The following is a 19,527-nucleotide window of genomic DNA, read 5'->3' as shown; positions in this document are numbered from 1 at the left end:
TATCGTGAAACGCTTTCGCGTTTTTCGTGCGCCGCTTCAGCCGGGCCTGACGATGGCTGATCGTCGCCCCGCCCGGAGTCAGGGACCGCGAGGAGCCGCCGACCGGCGGCCTCCCGTGGGGCTCGGCGCCCGGGCGCGGCGACGACCAAGCGGCCAGCGCGGTCGCGGTCGCGGTTCACCGGCCGCGCCACCGTGCTCTTCGTGGTGGTCGCGGTGCTCACCGTCTCCTGTGCCTCCAGCCTCAAGGCATGGCTGCAGCAGCGCGAGCACATCAGCGATCTCCAGGCCCAGATCTCCCAGAGCGAGCAGGAGATCTCGGTGCTCGAGCGCGAGAAGCGGCGCTGGAAGGACGATGCCTACGCCGAGCAGCAGGCCAGGCAGCGCTTCGGCTTCAGTGATGCCGGGCGAGAAGGCCTATCGGGTGCTCGACGGGGAGGGCAGCCCGCTCGACGTCGACGAGCCCCTGAGCGCGCCGGCCGGCGCCGAGGAGCCGCTGCCAGAAGCGTGGTGGGACGTTGCCTGGGAGTCGGTCCTGCTCGCCGGTGATCCGCCCATCTGAGGAAGAGATCGAAAAGGTCCACTCCCGCAGACAGATTGAAGGCGCCCCAGCAGTGATCAGCCCTGACGACGAAGCCGCAATCGAGGCGCAGTTGGGCCGCGCCCCGCGTAGCATCGAGGGCATCGGCCACCGGTGCCCCTGCGGGAACCCCGACGTGGTCACCACGCGGCCCCGGTTGGAGAACGGAACCCCGTTCCCGACCACCTACTACCTGACCTGCCCGCGGGCGGCCTCCAGGATCGGGACCCTCGAGGCGTCCGGGTTGATGAAGGAGATGCAGGCTCGCCTGGGAGAGGACCAAGAGCTGGCAGCTGCCTACCGTGGCGCCCACGATTCCTACCTCGAGGCGCGGGAGGCCATCGGCCACGTGCCCGAGATCGCCGGTATCTCCGCCGGCGGCATGCCTGATCGGGTGAAGTGCCTGCACGTGCTCGCCGGCCAGTCGCTGGCGCAGGGCCGGCGTCAGCCCGTTGGGCGACGAGGTGCTCGACCTGCTGGGGGAGTGGTGGGCAACCGGCAGCTGCGTGGCCGATCACGCGGCGACCGAGCAGGACTGACTCGTGGCCATCGTCGCTGCCGTCGACTGCGGCACCAACACGATCAAGCTGATGGTGGCCGACCTCTGACGCAGCCACGGGCGCACGCCGAGGTGCTCGTGCGCGAGTCCCGGATGGTGCGCCTCGGCCAGGGCGTCGACCGCACGGGTGAGTTGGCGCCCGAGGCACTCGAGCGCACCTTCGCCGCGTGCGACGAGTACGCCGCGCTGATTGCGCAGCATCTGGTCACGAGGGTCCGTTTCTGTGCCACCTCTGCGGCCCGCGATGCCCGCAACGGCGAAGTCTTCGCAGCCGGCGTCGAAGCGCGCCTCGGCGTACGCCCCGACGTGGTCGCTGGTGTCGAGGAGGCCCAGCTCTCGGTTCGACGGCGGCCGTGCGCAACCTGGCTGCCGTGCACCCCGGCCCGCTGCTCGTGGTCGACATCGGTGGCGGGTCGACCGAACTGATCCTGGGCGACGTCGCCACCGGCGCCCGGCGGACCTTCTCGATGGACATCGGGTCCGTGCGACTCCACGAGCGCCACCTGTCCGACGATCCGCCGACCGAGGGCCAGCTCGCGGCGGCCGTCGGCGACATCGAGGCCGCGCTCGACGCCTGCCCGGTCGACCCGGCCGAGGCCGCGACCGTCATCGGCGTGGCAGGCACGATCCTCACCGTCGCGGCCGGAGTGCTCGACCTCGACCGCTACGACCGCGACGCCATCGACCAGTCGGTGCTGGGACGCGACGCCGTGCACCGCCAGACGGAGGAGTTCCTGGCGCTCACCGTCGAGCAGCGCCTCGCGCTGCCCTACATGCACCCCGGCCGGGCCGACGTGATCGGGGCCGGAGCCCTGGTGCTCGACCGGGTCCTACGGCGTACCCACGTGTCGACCCTGGTGGTCTCCGAGGCCGACATCCTCGACGGCATCGCCTGGTCGCTGGCAGGCTGACCCGACAGACGGAGGTGGGAGCTGACATGAGCGAGGAGCTGCCCCACCCGATCACCGGTGAGCCGTTCACCTCGCCGGTGCCGGCGGCGACGGGCTGGCCCGACGACCTGGCCCGGCCCGACACCCCCGTTGCCCGCTCCGCGGCCGGCGTACGTCGTCAGGCGGCCGGGGCACGCGACCTCACCGAGCTCGGAGCCCGGGTGAGTCGATGTCACGCCTGTCCACGGCTGGTCGCCTGGCGCGAGGAGGTGGCGACCGAGAAGCGTGCCTCGTTCCGCGACGAGCCCTACTGGGGCCGTCCGGTGCCCGGCTGGGGCGACCCGGAGCCTGGCGTGGTGGTGATCGGCTTGGCTCCCGCTGCCCACGGCGCCAACCGGACCGGCCGAAACTTCACCGGTGACTCCTCGGGGGACTGGCTCTTCGCCAGCCTGTACCGCACGGGTTTCGCCGCGCTGCCCACCAGCAGGCATGCCGGAGACGGCCAGGTCCTCACCGGCGTCCGCCTGGTCTCCCCGGTGCGCTGCGCCCCGCCACAGAACAAGCCGACACCGCAGGAACGCGATGCCTGCGCTCCGTGGATCGCCCGGGAGCTGGAACTCCTGCTGCCGCACGTGCAGGCGGTGGTCGCTCTGGGGGCCTTCGGCTGGGCGGCGTCCCTCAGGGTGCTCGCCCGCGCTGGTTTCGAGGTGCCGTCGCCGTCGCCGCGCTTCGGACACGCAGCCGAGATCACGCTGGCCCGCCCGCTCGGCACAGAGCGCGTGACCCTGCTCGGCTGCTACCACCCCAGCCAGCACAACACCTTCACCGGTCGGCTCACCCCTGAGATGATCGATGCGGTCCTCCGACGAGCAGGAGACCTGGCGGCCGGTCCCGGACCCACGGCTTAGACTGCCCCGGTGACTCTCCACGCCATCACCGTCCTGGGCCACGATCGCCCCGGCATCATCGCCCAGTCGACCGCCATCCTCGGCTCCCTCGGACTGAACCTCGAGGACTCCACGATGACGTTGCTGCGCGGTCGCTTCGCGATGGTGCTGATCAGTGAGGGCGCGGTCGACACTGCCGCCATCGAGGCTGCCCTCGCACCGTTGGGTGTGAGTGGCGACCTGACCGTGGCAGTCCGGGAGCTTCCCGACGAGGAGCAGGTCCGCCGCGAGACCACGTCGTGGATCCTGACCGTGCACGGCGGCGACCGTCCCGGCATCGTCTCGTCCGTCGTGGCCCAGGTGGCTGCCGTCGGCGGCAACATCACCGACCTCACCACCCGTCTGTCCGGTGAGCTCTACCTGCTCGTGGCCGAGGTGGAGCTGCCCGTCGGCGTCGACGTGGACGCCGTCCGCGCAGCGCTCGATGCCACCGCCGACGGTCTCGGCGTGGGCGCGACGCTCTCGCCGGTCGAGGCCGACGAGCTGTGAGCGACGTCAACGACCGAGTGCTCACCTGGAGCGAGACCGAGCTCGGCGTCGAGGGCACCGTGCTCGACGTCGTGCGCGCTCCTGACCGGGTGCTCTCCACCCTGGGCGAGCAGGTCGACCCGACCGACCCCGAGATCGTTCAACTGGCAGCCGACCTGGTCGCCACCATGCAGGTCTCGCCGGGCTGCGTCGGTCTGGCGGCGCCGCAGGTGGGGCGCGGTGTGAAGGTCTTCTCGGTCGACGTCTCCGAGCACCCCAAGACACGTGATCACCACGGTACCTTCGTGCTCTGCAACGCCGAGGTCGTCGAGTCGTCCCGCAATGAGAAGGCGCGCGAGGGTTGCATGAGCGTCCCCGACTTCACCGGTGACGTGAAGCGGGCAACCCGGGTGCTCGTCCGCGGCCAGTTGCCGGGCACCGGCGAGGTCGTCGAGGTGCGTGCCAACGCCTTCGAGGCACGCGCGTTGCAGCACGAGATCGACCACTGCGACGGGTTCCTCTTCCTCGACCGGGTGGCCGGGGCGCACGCGATCCACCCTCGCAAGACCTATCTGTAGCCTCGGGCCCCAAGGCCCCCGTATCCCAACGGCAGAGGAAATCGCCTTAAAAGCGACTCAGTGTGGGTTCGACCCCCACCGGGGGCACCACGCGTACGCCGGCCGCGCCGCTCAACTGCGCTGGTGCGACTCCGAACGCACGAGGGAGAGTGCGAGCATGGGGCCGTCGGCCAGCGGCCGCGTGGTCAGGTCGGAGCCGAGGTCGCGGGGCAGCGCCGGGACGAGGCCGACCCCGACGCGGGCCCGTACAGCGGCGCTCACGAGGCCGGACTGACAGCATCGCCAGACGACGTCGGCGCCCGCGGGCTCGGGGCTCGGGGGCAGCTCCGAGACCACGGCGACGTCGAGCAGGTCGGTGGGGCCGATCTTCTCCAGCTCGGCGAGCGGGGAGCTGCTCGTCATCAGCACGTCGATGCCGCCGGTCCAGAGGTCGTCGACCTCGACACAGTCGGGCAACGGGTCGGTCAGCACGCGCAGCAGCACGCCGACGTCGGCCGACCCGTTCAGCACCTCCTCGGCGACCTGGGGGTTGTCGACAGCGACGACCTCGACGGGGGAGTGCCCTCGTGGTCCCCGCCGAGCAGTGCGAAGAGTGCCCCGGTGGCGAGACCTGAGGTGTCGACGTACCCGGCGGCCACGCGCAGAGGAGCGATCGGCCCCGGCACGTCGGCGGCCCGACGCAGACGCTGGGCGGCGTCGATGACGTCGAGCACCTGAGCGAGCAGACGCTCCCCTCCGGCGTGACCCGGGTGCCGGTGCGACGCCGCTCCAACAAGGTGACGCCCAGCTCCCGCTCGAGGTTGCGCACCGATTCGCTCAGCGCGGGCTGCGAGAGGTGGACGTGCTCGCTGGCGCGACGGAACGAGCCGTGGCGGGTGACTGCGGCCAGGTGTTCCAGCTGTTCGATCCGCATCGCCGCTCCCTCTGGTGGGGATGCCGGTGGGGCACCCATGGTCAAGCACGGTCGGCGTGGACGCCGACCGCTCACTATTCTATACAAAGTCAGGTGAGTTAACGAATAAACCTGCTGAAGAATGAGGCGGCAGACGACGGTCCGTCGCCATTCGTTGGAACCAAAGGTGGAGTCGACGCGTTGTCACTGTGTAGGTGTTGCCTACACTGGAACCAAACAGGCCATCCACGCCGCCCCGGCCTCCAAGGAGAGACCAGCATGCAGAGCAACAACCCGGTGTTCGCCAAGTCCGAAGGGTTCAACGGCCAGTCCGCGCACCAGGCCACCCTCGGCACCGACCCGTCCCAGTGGGGTGTCGGCGCTCCCGGCGCCACGGGACTCCACGACTACCGCCCGATGACCATCGACTCGGTGGTCCAGAAGACCGCGATCTCGCTCGGTGTCGTCATCGTGACCGCCTTCGCGACGTGGATGGTCACTCCGGAGATCACCGACTCCGACAAGCTGAGCCAGGTCTACATGGCCGCCATGGTCGGTGCCGGAGCAGCGTTCATCCTCTCCATGGTCAACTCCTTCAAGAAGGTCATCAGCCCGGCTCTGGTGCTGCTCTTCTGTGCGGCGGAGGGCATCGCGCTCGGCGGCATCAGCAAGGCCTTCGAGGCGATGTTTGCCGCTGAGGGCCTCGTGACCAATGCCGTGCTTGGCACGTTCGCGGCCTTCGCCGGCACCTTGGCTGCCTACAAGTTCCTCAACATCAGCGTCGGCGACAAGTTCCGCAAGGGTGTCGTCGCTGCGATGTTCGGTATGGTGGGCCTCGGCCTGCTCTCGCTGGTGCTGAGCCTCTTCGGTGTGCAGACCGGCCTCTTCGGCTTCGGTGCCCTTGGCATGCTGACCGCCGTCGTCGGCCTCGTCCTCGGTATCTTCATGCTCATCATGGACTTCGACTTCATCGAGCGTGGCGTCGCGGCCGGCCTCCCCGAGGCCGACTCGTGGCGGGCCGCCTTCGGTCTCACCGTGAGCCTGGTCTGGATCTACACCAACCTGCTGCGCATCCTGGCGATCCTCAACCAGGACTGACACCTCAGGCATCCAGGGGGCCCGGCCGATCGGTCGGGCCCCTGTGCATTTCTTTGTGCACCTGGGGCCCGACCGTCGGAGCAGTCCGATCAGGAGCTGTTGAGCCAGGCAAGGACGGCGAGCACCCGCCGGTTGTCATCGGAGTCGTTGGGCAGGTCGAGCTTGTGGAGGATGTTTCCGACGTGTTTGTCGACGGCCTTGTCGGAGATCCCCATGCGCGCCGCGATGGCGAGGTTGGAGCGTCCCTCGGCCATGAGACCGAGGGTCTCGGCCTCGCGGGCGGTGAGCCGGGCGAGGCGGTCCTGCGGTGTGGCACCACTGACCAGTGCCGCCACCACCTCCGGGTCGAGCACCGTGCCGCCGCCGGCCACTCGCCGTACGGCGTCCACGAAGGCGTCGACGTCGGAGACCCGGTCCTTGAGGAGATAGCCGACGGCGCCCTCACCGCTCGCCAGGAGCTCTCGGGCGTAGAGCGGCTCGACGTACTGGCTCAGCACGAGCACCGGCAGGCCCGGGCGGGCGGCGCGAGCGGTGATGGCGGCGACCAGTCCCTCGTTGCTGAACGTGGGTGGCATCCGGATGTCGACCACGGCGATGTCGAGGTCGGGCGCGGTCAGTGCCGTGGTGAGCGTGGCCGCATCCGCCACCGCTGCGGTCACCTCGAACCCGGTTGCCTCGAGAATGCGGATGAGCCCGGTCCGCAGGAGCGCCTGGTCCTCGGCGACCACTGCCCTCAGCGGTCGGGTGGTGTCGGAAGGGTCGGGCACGGCACCTCCAGGGTCACCACGGTCGGCCCGCCGGGCGGGCTGGTCAGGACCATCTTGCCGTCGAAGGCCGCCAACCGCTTGGCGACCCCGGCGACACCGGCGCCGGCCGGGTCGGCCCCGCCGACACCGTCGTCGCCCACCTGGACGCGTAGCAGGGAACCATCGTGCGTCGCGGTGACCCAGGCACGGGTGGCCTCGGCGTGCTTGAGCGTGTTGGCAACACACTCCGCGACAGCGAAGTAGGCGGCGGACTCCACGGGCGCGGGCAGCCGGTCCTCGAGGTCCAGAGCCAAGGTGACCGGGATCGGCAACTGGATGACGAGCGCCTCGATCCCGCCGGCCAGGCCGCGGTCGGCCAAGACCGGCGGATGGATCCCGCGCACGACGGTGCGCAGGTCCGCGAGCGCGGACAGCGTGGTCTCGCGAACCTCGCGCAACAACTCGCTCGCGGTGGCGGGATCGGTGTCGATCAGCTTCTCCGCCAGGCCGACGTTCATCCCGATCGCAGCGATCCGCGCCTGAGCGCCGTCGTGGAGATCGCGTTCGATGCGACGCACCTCGGCTGCCGAGTGGTCGAGGGCCTCGGAGCGGGATTCGGCGACCTCCGAGACTCGCCGTTCCAGCTCCTCGACGCGGCGATGGCCGAGGAGGCTCCGGTCGGCGAGGGCCCGAGCCCGCGCCAGTGGTGGCGTGATGAACCACCACGCCGTCAGGATCGGACCGGACAGGAAGAGCAGGAACAACCACCATCCGCTGAAGTCCACGATCGCCCCGACGACGTAGACGACGGGCGCAGCCAGTGCCAGTGCCGGGAGGGCGCAGAGCACGAAGCCACCGGTGGCGGAGAACCACAGATGGGCGAAGTCGCGCCAGCGAGCGGGGTCGCGCACCCAGGTCGTCAACCGGCCGACGACTCCCTTGCCGGTCGTGGCGGCGTAGTCGGCGTCGACCGGTTCGCCGAGCAGGTTCGCGGCCACACGGCGGCTGACATTGGTCAGGAGCTGCGTCAGCGGCACCACGACGAGGGCGAGCGGGATGCCGACCAGCACCAGCGTCAGCGGCCAGATGATGATGCCGAGGATGCCCAGCGCCAGTGCCGGCGCGAGCAGCAGTGCCTGGGCGGCGGCGATGCCGGTCAGGCGCAGGCGCTCGACCAGTCCGGTGCGGTCCACCGGAGTCGGTCCGATCCAGGCGAGGTTCGTGGGCATCGTGAGGAATTGTGTCATCGTGAGGCGTCGGCCGACTGCAACGGCGATCCGGTCGTCGCTCGCCGCACCGCCGCATGTGCCGAGACGACGGTCAGAATGACGGCAGCGCCTGCAAGGACGGGCGGGAGCCACAAGGTGCCGTTCGGGACGATGCCCTCGTCGCGGGCGATCGCGAACGGCAGCACGGTGGCGGAGGCCGCGACCAGTCCGAGGAACACGCCGACTGCTGCCACGACTGCCGCCTCGGTGAGCACCGAGCGACGGACCTGACGGCCGGTCGCTCCGAGCAGCTGCAAGCGGGCGAGTTCGCTGCGGCGGTGGGAGATCACGGCGGCGAAGGCATTGATCACCATGATCGCGGCGAAGAGCGAGATCATGCCCACGACCACGTTGTTGAGCAGGGCGAGCATGTCGCCCTCGGGAATCGCCTCGTCGAGTGCGAGCGTCGATGCTGACCAGCATCAGGACGCCGACACTGGCGGAGGTGAAGACGATGACCGGAGCGAGGACACCGGCGAGCAGATGCGAGCGCCGGGCAGTGTTGTGGGCAGCAAGGTGGCCGGGGAGCCCAGCCGGCCGACCAACGGGCCGGTCAGGGCAGAGCTCCAGCGCAGCAGGGTGGGGGCGAGCAGCGCCAGTCCGAGGCCCACCAGGATGCAACTGGATCCAGAGGTCGCCATCGCGGCCATCGGGTCCTCGGAGTTCGCACTCCACGGTGATCGTGACGACCGCCATCGTGACGCCGTACCCCGATCAGGAGCAGGGCACCGAGCACCCGCCACCACCGCATCCGGCCGGAGCCGGAGGGGCCGCTGGTGAGGCCCAGACGCGCCGGGCCGTTGGTGGCGCGACGCGAGGCGATGGTGGCGGCCGCGAGGCTGGTGACGACGACGGCCAGCGCGGTGGCGCCGACCGAGGCGACCCCGGCGTCGTAGGTGACGGTGTCGGCGACCAGGCCGCCCCCACGGACCAGGGCCAGGAGCGCATGGCCCGCAGAACCAGGCCACCACCGCTCCCAGCGCAGATCCGACGACGGCGACCAGCAGCGTCTCCACTCGGATCATTCGGCGTGCCTGCCGTGGCGTGCTGCCGAGGGTGCGGAGCGTGGCGATCTCGACGTCACGCTGGCGGACGGTGATCGCCAGGGTGGAGGCGAGGGAGAACAGGGCGATGGCAGTGCCCCACGCGCCGACGACCAGGCCCATCGTCGACAAGGTGTCGCGGTCCACCGCCGACATCGGACCTCGGGAGGTCTCGAAGACCGTGGCGAACGAGCCGATCAAGGCGGTGGCGAGGAAGATGGAGACGAAGGTTGCGGTGAAGGCGGTCGCGCGGTGGCGCAGCGACCGGACGGCCAGCGAGATCATCGCGCCACCGCCGAGGCCACGAGGTCGTCGAGGTGTGCCAGTTGGCTGGCGACGGCATCGGCCGTCGGGTGCGCCATCCGACCGGCCACCGTCCCGTCGACGAGGAAGATGACGGCATCGGCGTGGGCAGCCGCGACCGGGTCATGGGTGACCATCAGCACGGTCTGGCCGAGGTCGTCGACGCTGTTGCGCAGGAGCGACAGGACCTCACGGGCGCTGGTGGAGTCGAGGGCACCGGTCGGCTCGTCGGCGAGGACGATCGCGGGCTCGTTGAGCAGGGCCCGAGCGATGGCGACCCGTTGTTGTTGGCCGCCGGACAGTTCACCGGGCAGGTGGCGGGTCCTGTCGGCCAGGCCGACGCGGGCGAGCAACTCACGGACCCGCTTCCGGTCCACCCGGCCACCGGAGAGCCGTCGGGGGAGCGCGACGTTCTCCTCAGCGGTGAGGTAGGGCATCAGGTGGAAGCTCTGGAAGACGACACCGATCTCGGTGCGTCGGAAGACGGTGCGCCGGGTCTCGGACCAGTCCGTGACGTCCTCTCCGGCGATCACCACCCGGCCGCTGGTCGGTGCTTCGAGGCCGGCGGCGCAGTTGAGGAGGGTCGACTTCCCGGATCCGGAGGGACCCATCACGGCGACGAAGCTGCCGGTCTCGACGCTGAGGTCGATGCCGTTCAGGACACGGATCGCACGGGCCCCGTCTCCGTACGTGTGGGTGAGTTGGTGGACCTGCAGGGCGGGTGTCGAAGTCATGCCTCAACGCTAGGAACGCGCGGGCCTGCCATCCATGGAGTCAGACCGCTGATCTGCAGTGGGGATTTCCCTACCTGACTCGTCGCTCTCCGGGGCCTGGGTGTCGGGGCGGGGACCCTGCTGGCGGTGACGCAGCGCGACCCAGAGGCCGCGTACTCCGCGACGGGATCCGCCGACCTCGGTGCCGCCCAGCTCGGTGCCGGGCGTCTTCGCTGCCTGTACGGCGGCCCGTGCGATCGGCAGCACGCCTTCGCCCCGGCGCGTCTCGGGCAGGATCTGCTCCTCGGGGATCAGGTCGAGCGCGGCGAGGACGGACGGAAGCAGCACCGACGCCATGGAGGCGTATCCCTCTGCGGACGGATGGAACTGGTCGGGTCCGAAGAAGGCCGCGGTGTCGGCCGCGAACTCGGGGCCGAGGATCGAGCTCAGTGACACGGTGCGCCCGTCGGCTTCGACGACGGCGATCGCCTGGGCGGCCGCGAGGCGTCGCGACCACGAGCGGGCCACCTGCTTCAGCGGCGGTTGGATCGGCTTGATGGTGCCGAGGTCGGGACAGGTGCCGACGATGACCTGGATGTCGGCGGAGCGGAGTCGGTTGACGGCTTCGGAGAGCAGCCGGACCGATGACTTGGGTGGCACTCGGTGGGTGACGTCATTGGCGCCGATGAGGATCACTGCGACCTCGGGTTCGATCGGCAGTGCTGCTTCGACCTGAGCCGCAAGATCACTGCTGCGCGCGCCGACGACGGCGAACGAGCGCAGGTAGACCCGTCGGTCGGCACGTTCACTCAGGCCGGAGGCAAGCACGGCCCCGGGCGTCTCGATCACGCCGTCGACTCCGTAGCCGGCAGCGCTCGAGTCGCCGATGAGGGCGACCTTGATCGCCGGGCCCGGGCGGTTGCGGCCATACCAACCGGTGGCGTCCGGGGGCGTGCCGGTCGCGTTGCCGATGCGCTTGCGGGCCATGGCCGCTTCGAGCCGGAGCAGGCCGTAGAGGCCCCCGCCAGCAGCGGTCAGCCCGCCACCGCCGAATGCGGCGGCGGCCGCCAGTTTCCGAGCTGCTGCTGCCTTCCCCACAGGGGCCACCCTAGTGGTGGAGCCAAGGCGCCCGGACCCCGGTCGCGCGGTCCGCCGCGGTGGGGACGACGAGTCCTGAGGGTGCTCCCGGTGGCGAGGTCGTGGGGTGCGGCTCCGAACAGTGGGAGCAGAACCGTCGTGCGGGCGCACTTTGCGCTGCGGCTGGGTAGCCTGACCGACGTGGACTACGTGAACTCACTCCTCGACCTGATCGGCAACACCCCGCTGGTGCGGTTGCAGCGGACCTTGGACCTCGAGTCCGGTGACGAACGAGGTGAGGGGAACGGTCCCCTTGTGTTGGCGAAGGTCGAGTACATGAACCCCGGCGGCTCGGTGAAGGACCGCATCGCGACCCGCATGATCGAGGCGGCCGAAGCGAGCGGCGAGCTGCAGCCGGGCGGCACGATCGTGGAGCCGACCTCGGGCAACACGGGGGTCGGCCTGGCCATGGTGGCCCAGCAGAAGGGCTACAAGTGCATCTTCGTGTGCCCCGACAAGGTCAGTGAGGACAAGCGCAACGTGCTCAAGGCCTACGGCGCCGAGGTCGTCGTGTGCCCGACCGCCGTGGCGCCGGAGCATCCGGACTCCTACTACAACGTCTCGGACCGTCTCGCGTCCCAACCGGGTGCCTGGAAGCCCGACCAGTACTCCAACCCCCACAATCCGCGGTCCCACTACGAGACCACCGGTCCGGAGATCTGGCGCCAGACCGATGGCCGAATCACCCACTTCGTCGCGGGAGTCGGCACCGGCGGCACCATCAGCGGCATCGGCCGCTATCTCAAGGAGCAGGCCGCGCTGGCCGGACGCGACGTACGGATCGTGGGCGCCGACCCCGCTGGCTCCGTCTATTCGGGTGGCTCCGGCCGTCCCTACCTCGTCGAGGGCGTGGGTGAGGACTTCTGGCCCGACACCTACGACCGTGGCATCGCTGACCGCATCATCGAGGTCTCCGACGCCGACTCCTTCGCCTTCACCCGCCGGCTCGCACGAGAGGAGGCGCTGCTGGTGGGCGGTTCGGCCGGCATGGCGGCCTTCGCCGCCGCCCAGCTGGCGGGCGAGTTGGAGGGCACCCCTGAGGGCAAGGATGCCGTGATCGTGGTCCTGCTGCCGGACTCGGGACGCGGCTACCTGACGAAGGTCTTCAACGACGAGTGGCTCTCCACCTACGGTTTCCCGACGGGCGCGCCGAGTGACACCGAGCGGACCGTCGGCGACGTGCTGCGTGGCAAGTCGGGCCAACTGCCCGACCTCGTGCACACCCACCCGGCCGAGACGATCGCCGAGGCGGTCCACATCCTGCAGGAGTACGGCGTCTCGCAGATGCCCGTCGTCCGTGCGGAGCCGCCGATCGTGGCGGCCGAGGTGGCCGGCTCCGTCTCCGAGCGCACCCTGCTCGACGCGTTGTTCACCGGCGCGGCGAAGCTCACCGATTCCGTCGAGCAGCACATGTCGCCGCCGCTGCCCACGATCGGGTCCACCGAGCCCGCCTCGGCGGCAGTCGAAGCACTCCAGGCCGCTGACGCACTGCTGGTGCAGGAGGACGGGAAGCCGGTCGGGGTGATCACCCGGCAGGACCTGCTCTCCCAGCTCGCGGTCGGCTGAGGGCTGGTCGGTCCTCGGAGGAATGTCGCGATCGGGACCAAGGTCCCTGTTGTTGGAACCACCCGTCTGGGAGGTGGCGACCACCCTTTTGGTCCGGACTCGTCCCGGGTTCAACGAATTCGCTGCGAGACCATGACGGGTTGGCCATGGTGGTGCTCGCCTGGATCGGGACGCGCACCCAGCGGGGAGTGTGCGCAGGTCCATGGCCATGTCACCCAGGGGGAAACCCGTGCAGATCCGCAAGAGCATCGCCATTGCCGCCGCAGGCGCCATCGCCGTCGTCGGTCTCGGCACCACCGGCGCCGTTGCCGACAAGGTCATCGGCTCGAAGGGCATCAAGCAGGACGCCATCAAGTCCAAGCACATCAAGGACGGCACCGTGAAGCCGAGGGACCTGGCGTCGGGCCTGCTCGACAAGGTCAACACCAGCGCCAAGTCGAGCGTCGACGTGCAGGTCGCCCAGCTCGAGGAGGGGACCCTCATCGAGAAGATCGGTGGCCCGATCAACGACAACAACACCGACCTCGACACGACGCTGACCCTCGCCAAGGGCACCTACTTGGTGACCGTGGACGGCTCGTTCTTCAACCGGGCCGGCGCGCTCGGCGCCGACGTCTACCCGCAGCTCTCGCTGCAGGTGGAGAGCGGCGAGGCCCCCGGCTTCCAGTGGCAGCAGGACGGCGACATCAGCCCGAACGCGCTCCTGCCGGAGGTGATCAACCGTCACATCTCCGTGAGCGGCACCACCGTGCTCACGCTGGAGAAGAAGACCACGATCGGTCTCGTCGCGCACGGCTACACCTCCACCCAGGGTAGCCAGGGCAGCGGTCAGATCGAGGTCGACAAGGCGACGCTGACCGCGTCCAAGATCGGCTGACGCTCCACCTCGTCACCGCAGGCCGGCACCCGTCACGGGTGCCGGCCTGCGGTGCGTCCGGGGCGTGGCAGGATGCGCGACGTGGGAATGACGAGCAGCATCGAGATCCAGGCCCGGATGCGGGACATCAACGCCGGCGGCCATGTCGACAACGTCGAGGCGATCCGGGTGATCGGGGAGGCGCGACTGCGGTTCCTCGGCATCCCCGGTAGCGGGCTGGGCCTGCTCCACCGTCTCCCGCGGGGCATGCGCGATCTCGTGGCCTCGGAACGCGTCGACTTCCGCTCCGAGATGCGGTTCGCAGCTTTCCAGAGTTTCACCGTCACCCAATGGATCGGCCACGTCGGCCGTTCCTCCTTCACCGTCCAGTCGGAGTTGCGACTGCCCGACTCCGGCTCCCACGCCCCCGCCGTGGTGGGCGAGACCGTCGTGGTGCTCTTCTCCAGCGAAACCGACTCGTCGTGGCCGTTCAGCGACGAGGTCCGTGCCGACCTGCAGGAGTACGTCGGCCCCGCCGTCGAGCTGCGAGACCGCCCGGCCTGACGTGTCCAGCTACCTCACCCTCGCCCGCGACGGCGAGGCCGAGATCGAGGTGAAGCGGAGCCGGTTCCGCTGCACCCTCGTGCGGGTCGAGGAGGAGGCCGACGCGCGAGCCGTGGTGGAGCGGTTGCGCAAGGAGCACTGGGACGCCCGTCACCACTGCTCCGCCTTCGTCATCGGGCCCGGCGCAGACCTGCAGCGCTCCTCCGACGACGGAGAGCCCGCGGGGACGGCAGGTGCACCGATGCTCGAGGTGCTCCGTGGTCACCAGGTGAGTGACGCCGTCGCCGTGGTCACCCGGTGGTTCGGTGGTGTGCTGCTCGGAGCCGGTGGACTGGTGCGCGCCTACGGTGACGCCGTACGCGTGGGTCTCGAGGAGGTCGGCACGCTGCGGCGAGACCTGCTCACCCTGCACGACCTCGAGGTGGGCCATGCCGAGGCGGGGCGGGTCGAGACCGACCTGCGCAGTCGCGGCATCACCGTGCTCGGCGCCGACTACACCGCTGTCGTCACGCTCCACGTCGCACTCGGCGCGCACCAGGTCGAGCGATGGCCTGAACTCGTCGCCGAGCTCACCACCGGCGCCGGCCACACGACGTACATCGGCTCACGGTGGGTCGACGTCTCGGTGTGAGCGATCCAGTGTGAATTCCGTGCAGATCTGGGGCCGAAGAAATGCACCGGACTCACACTCGTTGGAGGAGTCAGCTGACCTCGCCGTCGACGTACAGCCAGCGGCCGGCGCGGCGGGCGAAGGTGCTGCGTTCGCGAAGGAGGCCATGGCTGCCGTCCTGCTCCCACGACGCCTCGAACTCCACCACACCGGTGTCGTCGTCGCTGCCGCCGGCGGCCGTGGCGAGGACCTGCAGGCCGATCCAGTGCAGCGTCGGGTCCGGGCGTACGTCGTCGGGCCGGGTGCGCGGGTGCCAGGTACGGAAGAGGTGGTCGGCATCCCCGACCGCATTGGCCGTGTAGCGCGAACGCATCAGCTCCTCGGCAGTCGTGGCGAGCGACTCGCCACGCAGCAACCGACCGCAGCAGGAATCGAGCGTGGCGTCGTGTCCACACGGGCACGGAGTCGAGAAGGCATGCACACAGGCGAGATTACGACGCCCCGGTTGTGACGACGGGGCTAGCGTGTGTCTCGTGATCCCCACCGAACGCCCCGCACCCACGACTGTCGGCGCCCTGCGCGCCTCCGGACATGAGTTCCGCACCCTGCGCGCCGAGCTGCGCGCCAACCTGCTGGCCGCACTGGCCGAGGGGCGTGATCCGTGGCCGGGCCTGCACGGCTTCGAGTCGACGGTGATCCCACAGCTCGAGCGCGCCCTCATCGCCGGCCACGACGTGGTCCTGCTCGGCGAGCGGGGTCAGGGCAAGACCCGACTGCTGCGCACCCTGGTCGGGCTGCTCGACGAGTGGACCCCGGTCATCGAGGGCTCCGAGCTCGGCGAGCACCCCTTCCAACCGGTCACTCCGGCGTCGCTGCGCCGGGCCCAGGAGCTCGGTGACGACCTGCCGGTCACGTGGCGCCACCGCAGCGAGCGCTATGCCGAGAAGCTGGCCACGCCTGACACGTCGGTCGCCGACCTCATCGGTGACGTCGACCCGATGAAGGTGGCCGAGGGTCGTAGCCTGGGCGACCCCGACACGATCCACTTCGGTCTCATCCCGCGCTCCCACCGCGGCATCGTCGCGATCAACGAGCTGCCCGACCTCGCCGAGCGCATCCAGGTCGCCATGCTCAACGTGATGGAGGAGCGCGATATCCAGATCCGTGGCTACGTGCTGCGGCTCGACCTCGACCTGCTCGTCGTGGCGTCGGCCAACCCCGAGGACTACACCAACCGCGGACGCATCATCACCCCGCTCAAGGACCGCTTCGGTGCCGAGATCCGCACCCACTACCCCCTCGAGCTCGAGGCGGAGGTCGCGGTGATCCGGCAGGAGGCCGATCTGGCGGCCGAGGTGCCCGACTTCCTGGTGGAGGTCCTCGCCCGGTTCACCCGCAACCTGCGCGAGTCGCAGTCGGTCGACCAGCGCTCCGGTGTCTCAGCCCGTTTCGCCATCGCCGGTGCCGAGACGATCGCGGCGGCCGCCCTGCACCGGGCCACCGTGCTCGGGGAGGACGAGGCCGTGGCGCGGGTCGTCGACCTGGCGACCGCGGTCGACGTGCTCGGGGGCAAGATCGAGTTCGAGTCGGGCGAGGAGGGGCGCGAGACGCAGATCCTCGAGCACCTGCTCCGCACCGCCACCGCTGAGACGGTCCGTACCCACCTGCGCGGCATCGACTTCGCGACGCTCATCGACGCGATCGACGCGGGTGCCTCGGTCACGACCGGCGAGCAGGTCTCGAGTGCCGACGTACTTGCGGCGCTGCCGGACCTGCCGCCCACCGAGCGTGGGGAGGCAGACATCTACGATCTGGTCGCCGACCGGCTCTCCGCACGTACGCCGGGGAGCGGGCCAGCGCGATCGAGCTCGCGCTGGAGGGACTCTTCCTCGCCCGCAAGATCTCCAAGGAGCTCGCCGACACGGGAGAGACCGTCTACTCGTGACCCGCCGACCCGACCGCCACCGCGCCCGCTACGGCACCTACGTCGACGGGCCGGATCCGCTCGCGCCTCCGGTCGACCTGGCCGAGGCTTTGGACGCGATCGGCGAGGACGTGATGGCCGGTTACAGCCCGGAGCGGGCGATGCGGGAGTTCCTGCGCCGGGGCAGCCAGGAGCGCGAGGGGCTGGAGGACCTCGCCCGCCGGGTGGCGGAGAAGCGACGGGAGATCCTGCAGCGGCACAATCTCGACGGCACGATGCAGGAGGTGCGCGAGCTGCTCGACCGGGCGGTGCTGGAGGAGCGCAAGCAGCTGGCCCGCGACGTCGACCTGGACGACACCGACCGGGCGTTCGCCGAGATGCAGCTGGAGAACCTGCCGAGCTCCACGGCCGCGGCCGTCTCCGAGCTGTCGAGCTATGACTGGAAGTCTCGCCAGGCCCGCGAGGACTACGAGAAGATCAAGGACCTGCTCGGGCGGGAGATCCTCGACCAGCGCTTCCAGGGCATGAAGCAGGCGATGGAGGGGGCCACCGAGGAGGACAAGGCGCGCATCAACGAGATGCTCTCCGACCTCAACGATCTGCTGGAGAAGCGCAACCGGGGCGAGGACACCGCCCAGGACTTCGCCGAGTTCATGGACAAGCACGGCGACTTCTTTCCCGAGAATCCCGAGGACCTCGACGAGCTGCTGGACACCCTCGCGCAGCGCTCGGCAGCCGCTCAGCGGATGCTCAACTCGATGACGCCGGAGCAGCGTCAGGAGCTCATGGAGCTGTCCGCGCAGGCCTTCGGGTCACCGGAGCTCGCCCAGCAGCTCGACCGGCTCGACGGCAACCTGCAGTCGGCGCGCCCCGATCTGAACTGGGGCGGCTCCGAGGAGTTCACGGGCGAGGAGGGGATGGGTCTCGGCGACGGGACCGGTGCGTTGCAGGACCTGGCCGAGCTCGATGAGCTGTCGGAGCAGCTGCAGCAGTCCTACGCCGGCGCGCGCATGGACGACGTCGACCTCGACAAACTCTCGCGCCAGCTCGGTGACCAGGCGGCGGTCGATGCCCGCAAGCTCGCGGAGCTGGAAAAGGCGCTGCGGGAGTCCGGCTACCTCAAGCGCGGCTCCGACGGTCAGTTCCGGCTCTCGCCGAAGGCGATGCGCCAACTGGGCAAGGCGTTGTTGCGTGACGTCGCCGAGAAGATCTCCGGGCGTCGCGGCAGCCGTGACGTGCAGCGTGCCGGCGCTGGTGGAGAGTTCTCCGGCGCCACCCGGCAGTGGGCGTACGGCGACACCGAGCCCTGGGACGTCACCCGCAGTGTGCTCAATGCGGTGGTGCGTGAGGCCGGTGCCGGACCGGTGGTCGAGCCGCGTTCGTCGGTGGTCGAGCCGCGTTCGTCGGTGGTCGAGCCTGTCGAGACCCTCCGTCCCCGCGTACGCCTCACCATCGACGATGTCGAGGTGGTCGAGACCGAATCACGCACCCAAGCAGCGGTCGCGCTGTTGGTGGACACGTCGTTCTCCATGGCGATGGACGGTCGCTGGGTGCCGATGAAGAAGACCGCGCTCGCCCTGCACCAGTTGATCCGCACCCGCTTCCGCGGCGATCACCTGCAACTGATCTCCTTCGGCCGCTACGCCGAGGTGATGGAGATCGAGGAACTCACCGCGCTGGATGCGATGTGGTCGAAGGGCACCAACCTCCACCACGGGTTGCTGCTCGCCAACCGGCACTTCCGCAAGCATCCCAACGCCCAACCGGTGCTGTTGATCGTCACCGACGGTGAGCCGACGGCACACCTGGCACCGGACGGGGAGGTCTGGTTCTCCTACCCGCCGCATCCCGTCACACTGGCGAGCACGGTGCAGGAGCTCGAGAACTCGCGTCGGTTGGGGGCGCACACGTCGATCTTCCGACTTGGTGACGACCCCGGCCTGGCACGCTTCGTCGACTCCTTGGCCAAGCGGGTCGACGGCACCGTGACGGCACCGGAGCTCGAGGACCTCGGGGTGGAGGTCGTCGGCTCCTATCTCGGTGCCCGGGATGCGAAGCGGGGAGCGAGCGACGGGGGCTCGGTGCCCAAGCAGGGGCGCGGCCAGGACCGGGGCTTCGGTGGCTGGTTCGGCAATCGGGGGTTCTGGGTCGACGAGTGACCCGGATCGCCGGCGTGACGGACGGGTTCAGGCGGCTCGGGTGGCACGTCGTACGAGTGCGCCGACGAGGAGGACCGCGAGGCCGAGCAGCCCGATGAGGGCACCGCGGACGACCCACGGGTCGACGCTGGCCAGGGCCACGACCTTGGGTGCAGGCTCGGCGTGGACGGTGACCTCGCTGCCGCCGTCCGGCGGGTCACAGGTGAGCAGGGCCGGGTCGTCGTAGCTGTTGAACTGGACGAGCGGGACGTAGTCGCCGATCTTGCCCGGACGAGTCGCCCCGGTCTTCAGCTCGCGCATCTGGAGTGGCGCTCCGTCGACGTCGGTTGCCGTGCACGTCGGGGCTGTGTAGGCATCGAGGGACCAGACCCAGACCGACCCGTTGTCCGTGCGCACCTCGTGCGGCTGACCGTCGGTGGGCACCGCGGTGTCGTCGGCCCAGTCGTAGCCGCCGACCGACCGGGACATGCCGAAGCCGGCGAGGGCGATGCCGACGATCACCAGCACGAGTGCGACAACGATGCTGGGGGAAATCCTGCGCATGACCTGAGGCTAGCCCGTGCGAACAGGACCGTGGCCCGGCCACCCACCTCGCTGGTCGAGTCCGTCGAGACCTTGCCCACCCGGAG

Annotated in this window: 22 protein-coding genes, 1 tRNA gene and 4 pseudogenes; 16 read left to right on the top strand and 11 right to left on the bottom strand. The window is 69.9% G+C overall.

What is annotated here, in order from left to right; all coding sequences use genetic code 11:
* Positions 1–192 precede the first annotated feature (192 nt).
* From L1066_RS28390 to L1066_RS04590, 9 genes and pseudogenes are all read left to right on the top strand, one after another.
* Positions 193–342: pseudogene (locus tag L1066_RS28390) on the top strand (septum formation initiator family protein); the annotation flags it as partial.
* Positions 343–397: 55 nt separating this feature from the next.
* A complete protein-coding gene (locus L1066_RS04620) occupies positions 398–559 on the top strand; it encodes a hypothetical protein (protein ID WP_235735192.1) in 162 nt (53 codons plus the stop codon).
* A 52-nt stretch (positions 560–611) separates the two neighbouring features.
* Positions 612–1,116: pseudogene (locus L1066_RS04615) on the top strand (DUF501 domain-containing protein).
* A gap of 113 nt (positions 1,117–1,229) precedes the next feature.
* Positions 1,230–1,562, top strand: a complete 333-nt coding sequence (locus tag L1066_RS26425; RefSeq protein WP_283095284.1) for a Ppx/GppA phosphatase family protein — start codon at positions 1,230–1,232, stop codon at positions 1,560–1,562.
* The gene (locus L1066_RS26420) at positions 1,508–2,047 is read left to right on the top strand and encodes a Ppx/GppA phosphatase family protein (RefSeq protein ID WP_312007022.1); all 540 of its coding nucleotides are present in this window, start codon (positions 1,508–1,510) and stop codon (positions 2,045–2,047) included. The genes L1066_RS26425 and L1066_RS26420 overlap by 55 nt, the downstream gene beginning before the upstream one ends.
* A 26-nt stretch (positions 2,048–2,073) precedes the next feature.
* On the top strand, positions 2,074–2,934 hold the full coding sequence (locus tag L1066_RS04605) for a uracil-DNA glycosylase (protein ID WP_235735191.1): 861 nt from the start codon (positions 2,074–2,076) through the stop codon (positions 2,932–2,934).
* Between the two features lie 9 nt (positions 2,935–2,943).
* Positions 2,944–3,462, top strand: a complete 519-nt coding sequence (locus L1066_RS04600) for a glycine cleavage system transcriptional repressor (RefSeq protein WP_235735190.1) — start codon at positions 2,944–2,946, stop codon at positions 3,460–3,462.
* Positions 3,459–4,019, top strand: coding sequence for a peptide deformylase (gene def / locus L1066_RS04595; RefSeq protein WP_235735189.1), 561 nt, complete (start codon positions 3,459–3,461; stop codon positions 4,017–4,019). Before L1066_RS04600 ends, def begins: the two co-directional genes overlap by 4 nt.
* Before the next feature lie 14 nt (positions 4,020–4,033).
* Positions 4,034–4,109 (top strand) — tRNA-Leu (locus L1066_RS04590).
* 21 nt (positions 4,110–4,130) lie between these two features.
* On the opposite strand, the gene L1066_RS04585 is transcribed toward L1066_RS04590, so the two are convergent.
* From L1066_RS04585 to L1066_RS28385, 3 genes and pseudogenes are all read right to left on the bottom strand, one after another.
* Positions 4,131–4,529, bottom strand: coding sequence for a type 2 periplasmic-binding domain-containing protein (locus L1066_RS04585; protein ID WP_235735188.1), 399 nt, complete (start codon positions 4,527–4,529; stop codon positions 4,131–4,133).
* The gene (locus tag L1066_RS04580) at positions 4,523–4,732 is read right to left on the bottom strand and encodes a hypothetical protein (protein ID WP_235735187.1); all 210 of its coding nucleotides are present in this window, start codon (positions 4,730–4,732) and stop codon (positions 4,523–4,525) included. Before L1066_RS04580 ends, L1066_RS04585 begins: the two co-directional genes overlap by 7 nt.
* Positions 4,733–4,761: 29 nt before the next feature.
* Positions 4,762–4,932: pseudogene (locus tag L1066_RS28385) on the bottom strand (LysR family transcriptional regulator); the annotation flags it as partial.
* 258 nt (positions 4,933–5,190) lie between these two features.
* On the opposite strand from L1066_RS28385, the gene L1066_RS04570 reads away from it, so the two are divergent.
* Positions 5,191–6,009: a Bax inhibitor-1/YccA family protein gene (locus tag L1066_RS04570; protein WP_235735186.1), complete on the top strand. Its 819-nt coding sequence runs from the start codon at positions 5,191–5,193 to the stop codon at positions 6,007–6,009.
* An 89-nt stretch (positions 6,010–6,098) separates the two neighbouring features.
* Here L1066_RS04570 and L1066_RS04565 read toward each other — a convergent pair whose 3' ends face one another.
* From L1066_RS04565 to L1066_RS04540, 6 genes are read right to left on the bottom strand one after another with little or no spacing between them, the layout of a single operon-like run.
* Positions 6,099–6,776, bottom strand: coding sequence for a LuxR C-terminal-related transcriptional regulator (locus L1066_RS04565; protein ID WP_446499893.1), 678 nt, complete (start codon positions 6,774–6,776; stop codon positions 6,099–6,101).
* Entirely contained in the window at positions 6,743–7,984 is a 1,242-nt protein-coding gene (locus tag L1066_RS04560) for a sensor histidine kinase (protein ID WP_235735185.1), read from the bottom strand. Before L1066_RS04560 ends, L1066_RS04565 begins: the two co-directional genes overlap by 34 nt.
* Positions 7,985–7,998: 14 nt before the next feature.
* Positions 7,999–8,394 (bottom strand): FtsX-like permease family protein, encoded by a 396-nt coding sequence (locus L1066_RS04555; RefSeq protein WP_235735184.1) that lies wholly within the window; start codon positions 8,392–8,394, stop codon positions 7,999–8,001.
* A 51-nt stretch (positions 8,395–8,445) separates the two neighbouring features.
* Entirely contained in the window at positions 8,446–9,351 is a 906-nt protein-coding gene (locus tag L1066_RS04550) for an ABC transporter permease (protein WP_235735183.1), read from the bottom strand.
* Positions 9,348–10,103: an ABC transporter ATP-binding protein gene (locus tag L1066_RS04545; RefSeq protein ID WP_235735182.1), complete on the bottom strand. Its 756-nt coding sequence runs from the start codon at positions 10,101–10,103 to the stop codon at positions 9,348–9,350. The genes L1066_RS04550 and L1066_RS04545 overlap by 4 nt, the downstream gene beginning before the upstream one ends.
* 9 nt (positions 10,104–10,112) lie before the next feature.
* On the bottom strand, positions 10,113–11,180 hold the full coding sequence (locus L1066_RS04540; protein ID WP_235735181.1) for an SGNH/GDSL hydrolase family protein: 1,068 nt from the start codon (positions 11,178–11,180) through the stop codon (positions 10,113–10,115).
* Positions 11,181–11,360: 180 nt separating this feature from the next.
* Between L1066_RS04540 and L1066_RS04535 the strand changes: the two genes are divergently transcribed.
* The 4 genes from L1066_RS04535 (at position 11,361) to L1066_RS04520 (ending at position 14,836) form a co-directional block, all read left to right on the top strand.
* Positions 11,361–12,785 carry a cystathionine beta-synthase gene (locus L1066_RS04535; protein ID WP_235735180.1) on the top strand — a complete coding sequence of 475 codons (1,425 nt, stop codon included), beginning with the start codon at positions 11,361–11,363 and terminating at the stop codon, positions 12,783–12,785.
* Positions 12,786–13,014: 229 nt separating this feature from the next.
* Positions 13,015–13,662 carry a hypothetical protein gene (locus L1066_RS04530; protein WP_235735179.1) on the top strand — a complete coding sequence of 216 codons (648 nt, stop codon included), beginning with the start codon at positions 13,015–13,017 and terminating at the stop codon, positions 13,660–13,662.
* 87 nt (positions 13,663–13,749) lie between these two features.
* Positions 13,750–14,205 (top strand): acyl-CoA thioesterase, encoded by a 456-nt coding sequence (locus tag L1066_RS04525; protein WP_235735178.1) that lies wholly within the window; start codon positions 13,750–13,752, stop codon positions 14,203–14,205.
* Position 14,206: 1 nt separating this feature from the next.
* Positions 14,207–14,836, top strand: coding sequence for a YigZ family protein (locus L1066_RS04520; RefSeq protein WP_235735177.1), 630 nt, complete (start codon positions 14,207–14,209; stop codon positions 14,834–14,836).
* Positions 14,837–14,906: 70 nt separating this feature from the next.
* Here L1066_RS04520 and L1066_RS04515 read toward each other — a convergent pair whose 3' ends face one another.
* A complete protein-coding gene (locus tag L1066_RS04515) occupies positions 14,907–15,296 on the bottom strand; it encodes a YchJ family protein (protein ID WP_235735176.1) in 390 nt (129 codons plus the stop codon).
* A 52-nt stretch (positions 15,297–15,348) separates the two neighbouring features.
* Between L1066_RS04515 and L1066_RS04510 the strand changes: the two are divergent.
* Positions 15,349–16,760, top strand: a pseudogene (locus L1066_RS04510) (magnesium chelatase).
* Positions 16,757–18,898: a vWA domain-containing protein gene (locus tag L1066_RS04505; protein ID WP_235735175.1), complete on the top strand. Its 2,142-nt coding sequence runs from the start codon at positions 16,757–16,759 to the stop codon at positions 18,896–18,898. Before L1066_RS04510 ends, L1066_RS04505 begins: the two are co-directional and overlap by 4 nt.
* A gap of 27 nt (positions 18,899–18,925) precedes the next feature.
* Here the strand turns inward: L1066_RS04505 and L1066_RS04500 are convergent, their stop codons facing one another.
* Entirely contained in the window at positions 18,926–19,441 is a 516-nt protein-coding gene (locus L1066_RS04500; RefSeq protein WP_235735174.1) for a hypothetical protein, read from the bottom strand.
* Between the last annotated feature and the right edge of the window lie 86 nt (positions 19,442–19,527).

It is taken from the genome of Nocardioides alcanivorans, assembly GCF_021555175.1.
Taxonomy (GTDB): Bacteria; Actinomycetota; Actinomycetes; order Propionibacteriales; family Nocardioidaceae; genus Nocardioides; species Nocardioides alcanivorans.
Note: the sequence above shows the minus strand (reverse complement) of the source record. Positions and strands in the feature narration are given on the sequence as shown.

What these genes read in the sequence shown, in the direction of transcription:
- L1066_RS04620 (WP_235735192.1), top strand. Translation starts at nt 398, where the DNA reads ATGCCGGGCGAGAAGGCCTATCGGGTGCTCGACGGGGAGGGCAGCCCG.
- L1066_RS26425 (WP_283095284.1), top strand. Translation starts at nt 1,230, where the DNA reads ATGGTGCGCCTCGGCCAGGGCGTCGACCGCACGGGTGAGTTGGCGCCC.
- L1066_RS04605 (WP_235735191.1), top strand. Translation starts at nt 2,074, where the DNA reads ATGAGCGAGGAGCTGCCCCACCCGATCACCGGTGAGCCGTTCACCTCG.
- L1066_RS04570 (WP_235735186.1), top strand. Translation starts at nt 5,191, where the DNA reads ATGCAGAGCAACAACCCGGTGTTCGCCAAGTCCGAAGGGTTCAACGGC.
- L1066_RS04560 (WP_235735185.1), bottom strand. Translation starts at nt 7,984, where the DNA reads ATGCCCACGAACCTCGCCTGGATCGGACCGACTCCGGTGGACCGCACC.
- L1066_RS04555 (WP_235735184.1), bottom strand. Translation starts at nt 8,394, where the DNA reads ATGCTCGCCCTGCTCAACAACGTGGTCGTGGGCATGATCTCGCTCTTC.
- L1066_RS04550 (WP_235735183.1), bottom strand. Translation starts at nt 9,351, where the DNA reads ATGATCTCGCTGGCCGTCCGGTCGCTGCGCCACCGCGCGACCGCCTTC.
- L1066_RS04545 (WP_235735182.1), bottom strand. Translation starts at nt 10,103, where the DNA reads ATGACTTCGACACCCGCCCTGCAGGTCCACCAACTCACCCACACGTAC.
- L1066_RS04525 (WP_235735178.1), top strand. Translation starts at nt 13,750, where the DNA reads ATGACGAGCAGCATCGAGATCCAGGCCCGGATGCGGGACATCAACGCC.
- L1066_RS04500 (WP_235735174.1), bottom strand. Translation starts at nt 19,441, where the DNA reads ATGCGCAGGATTTCCCCCAGCATCGTTGTCGCACTCGTGCTGGTGATC.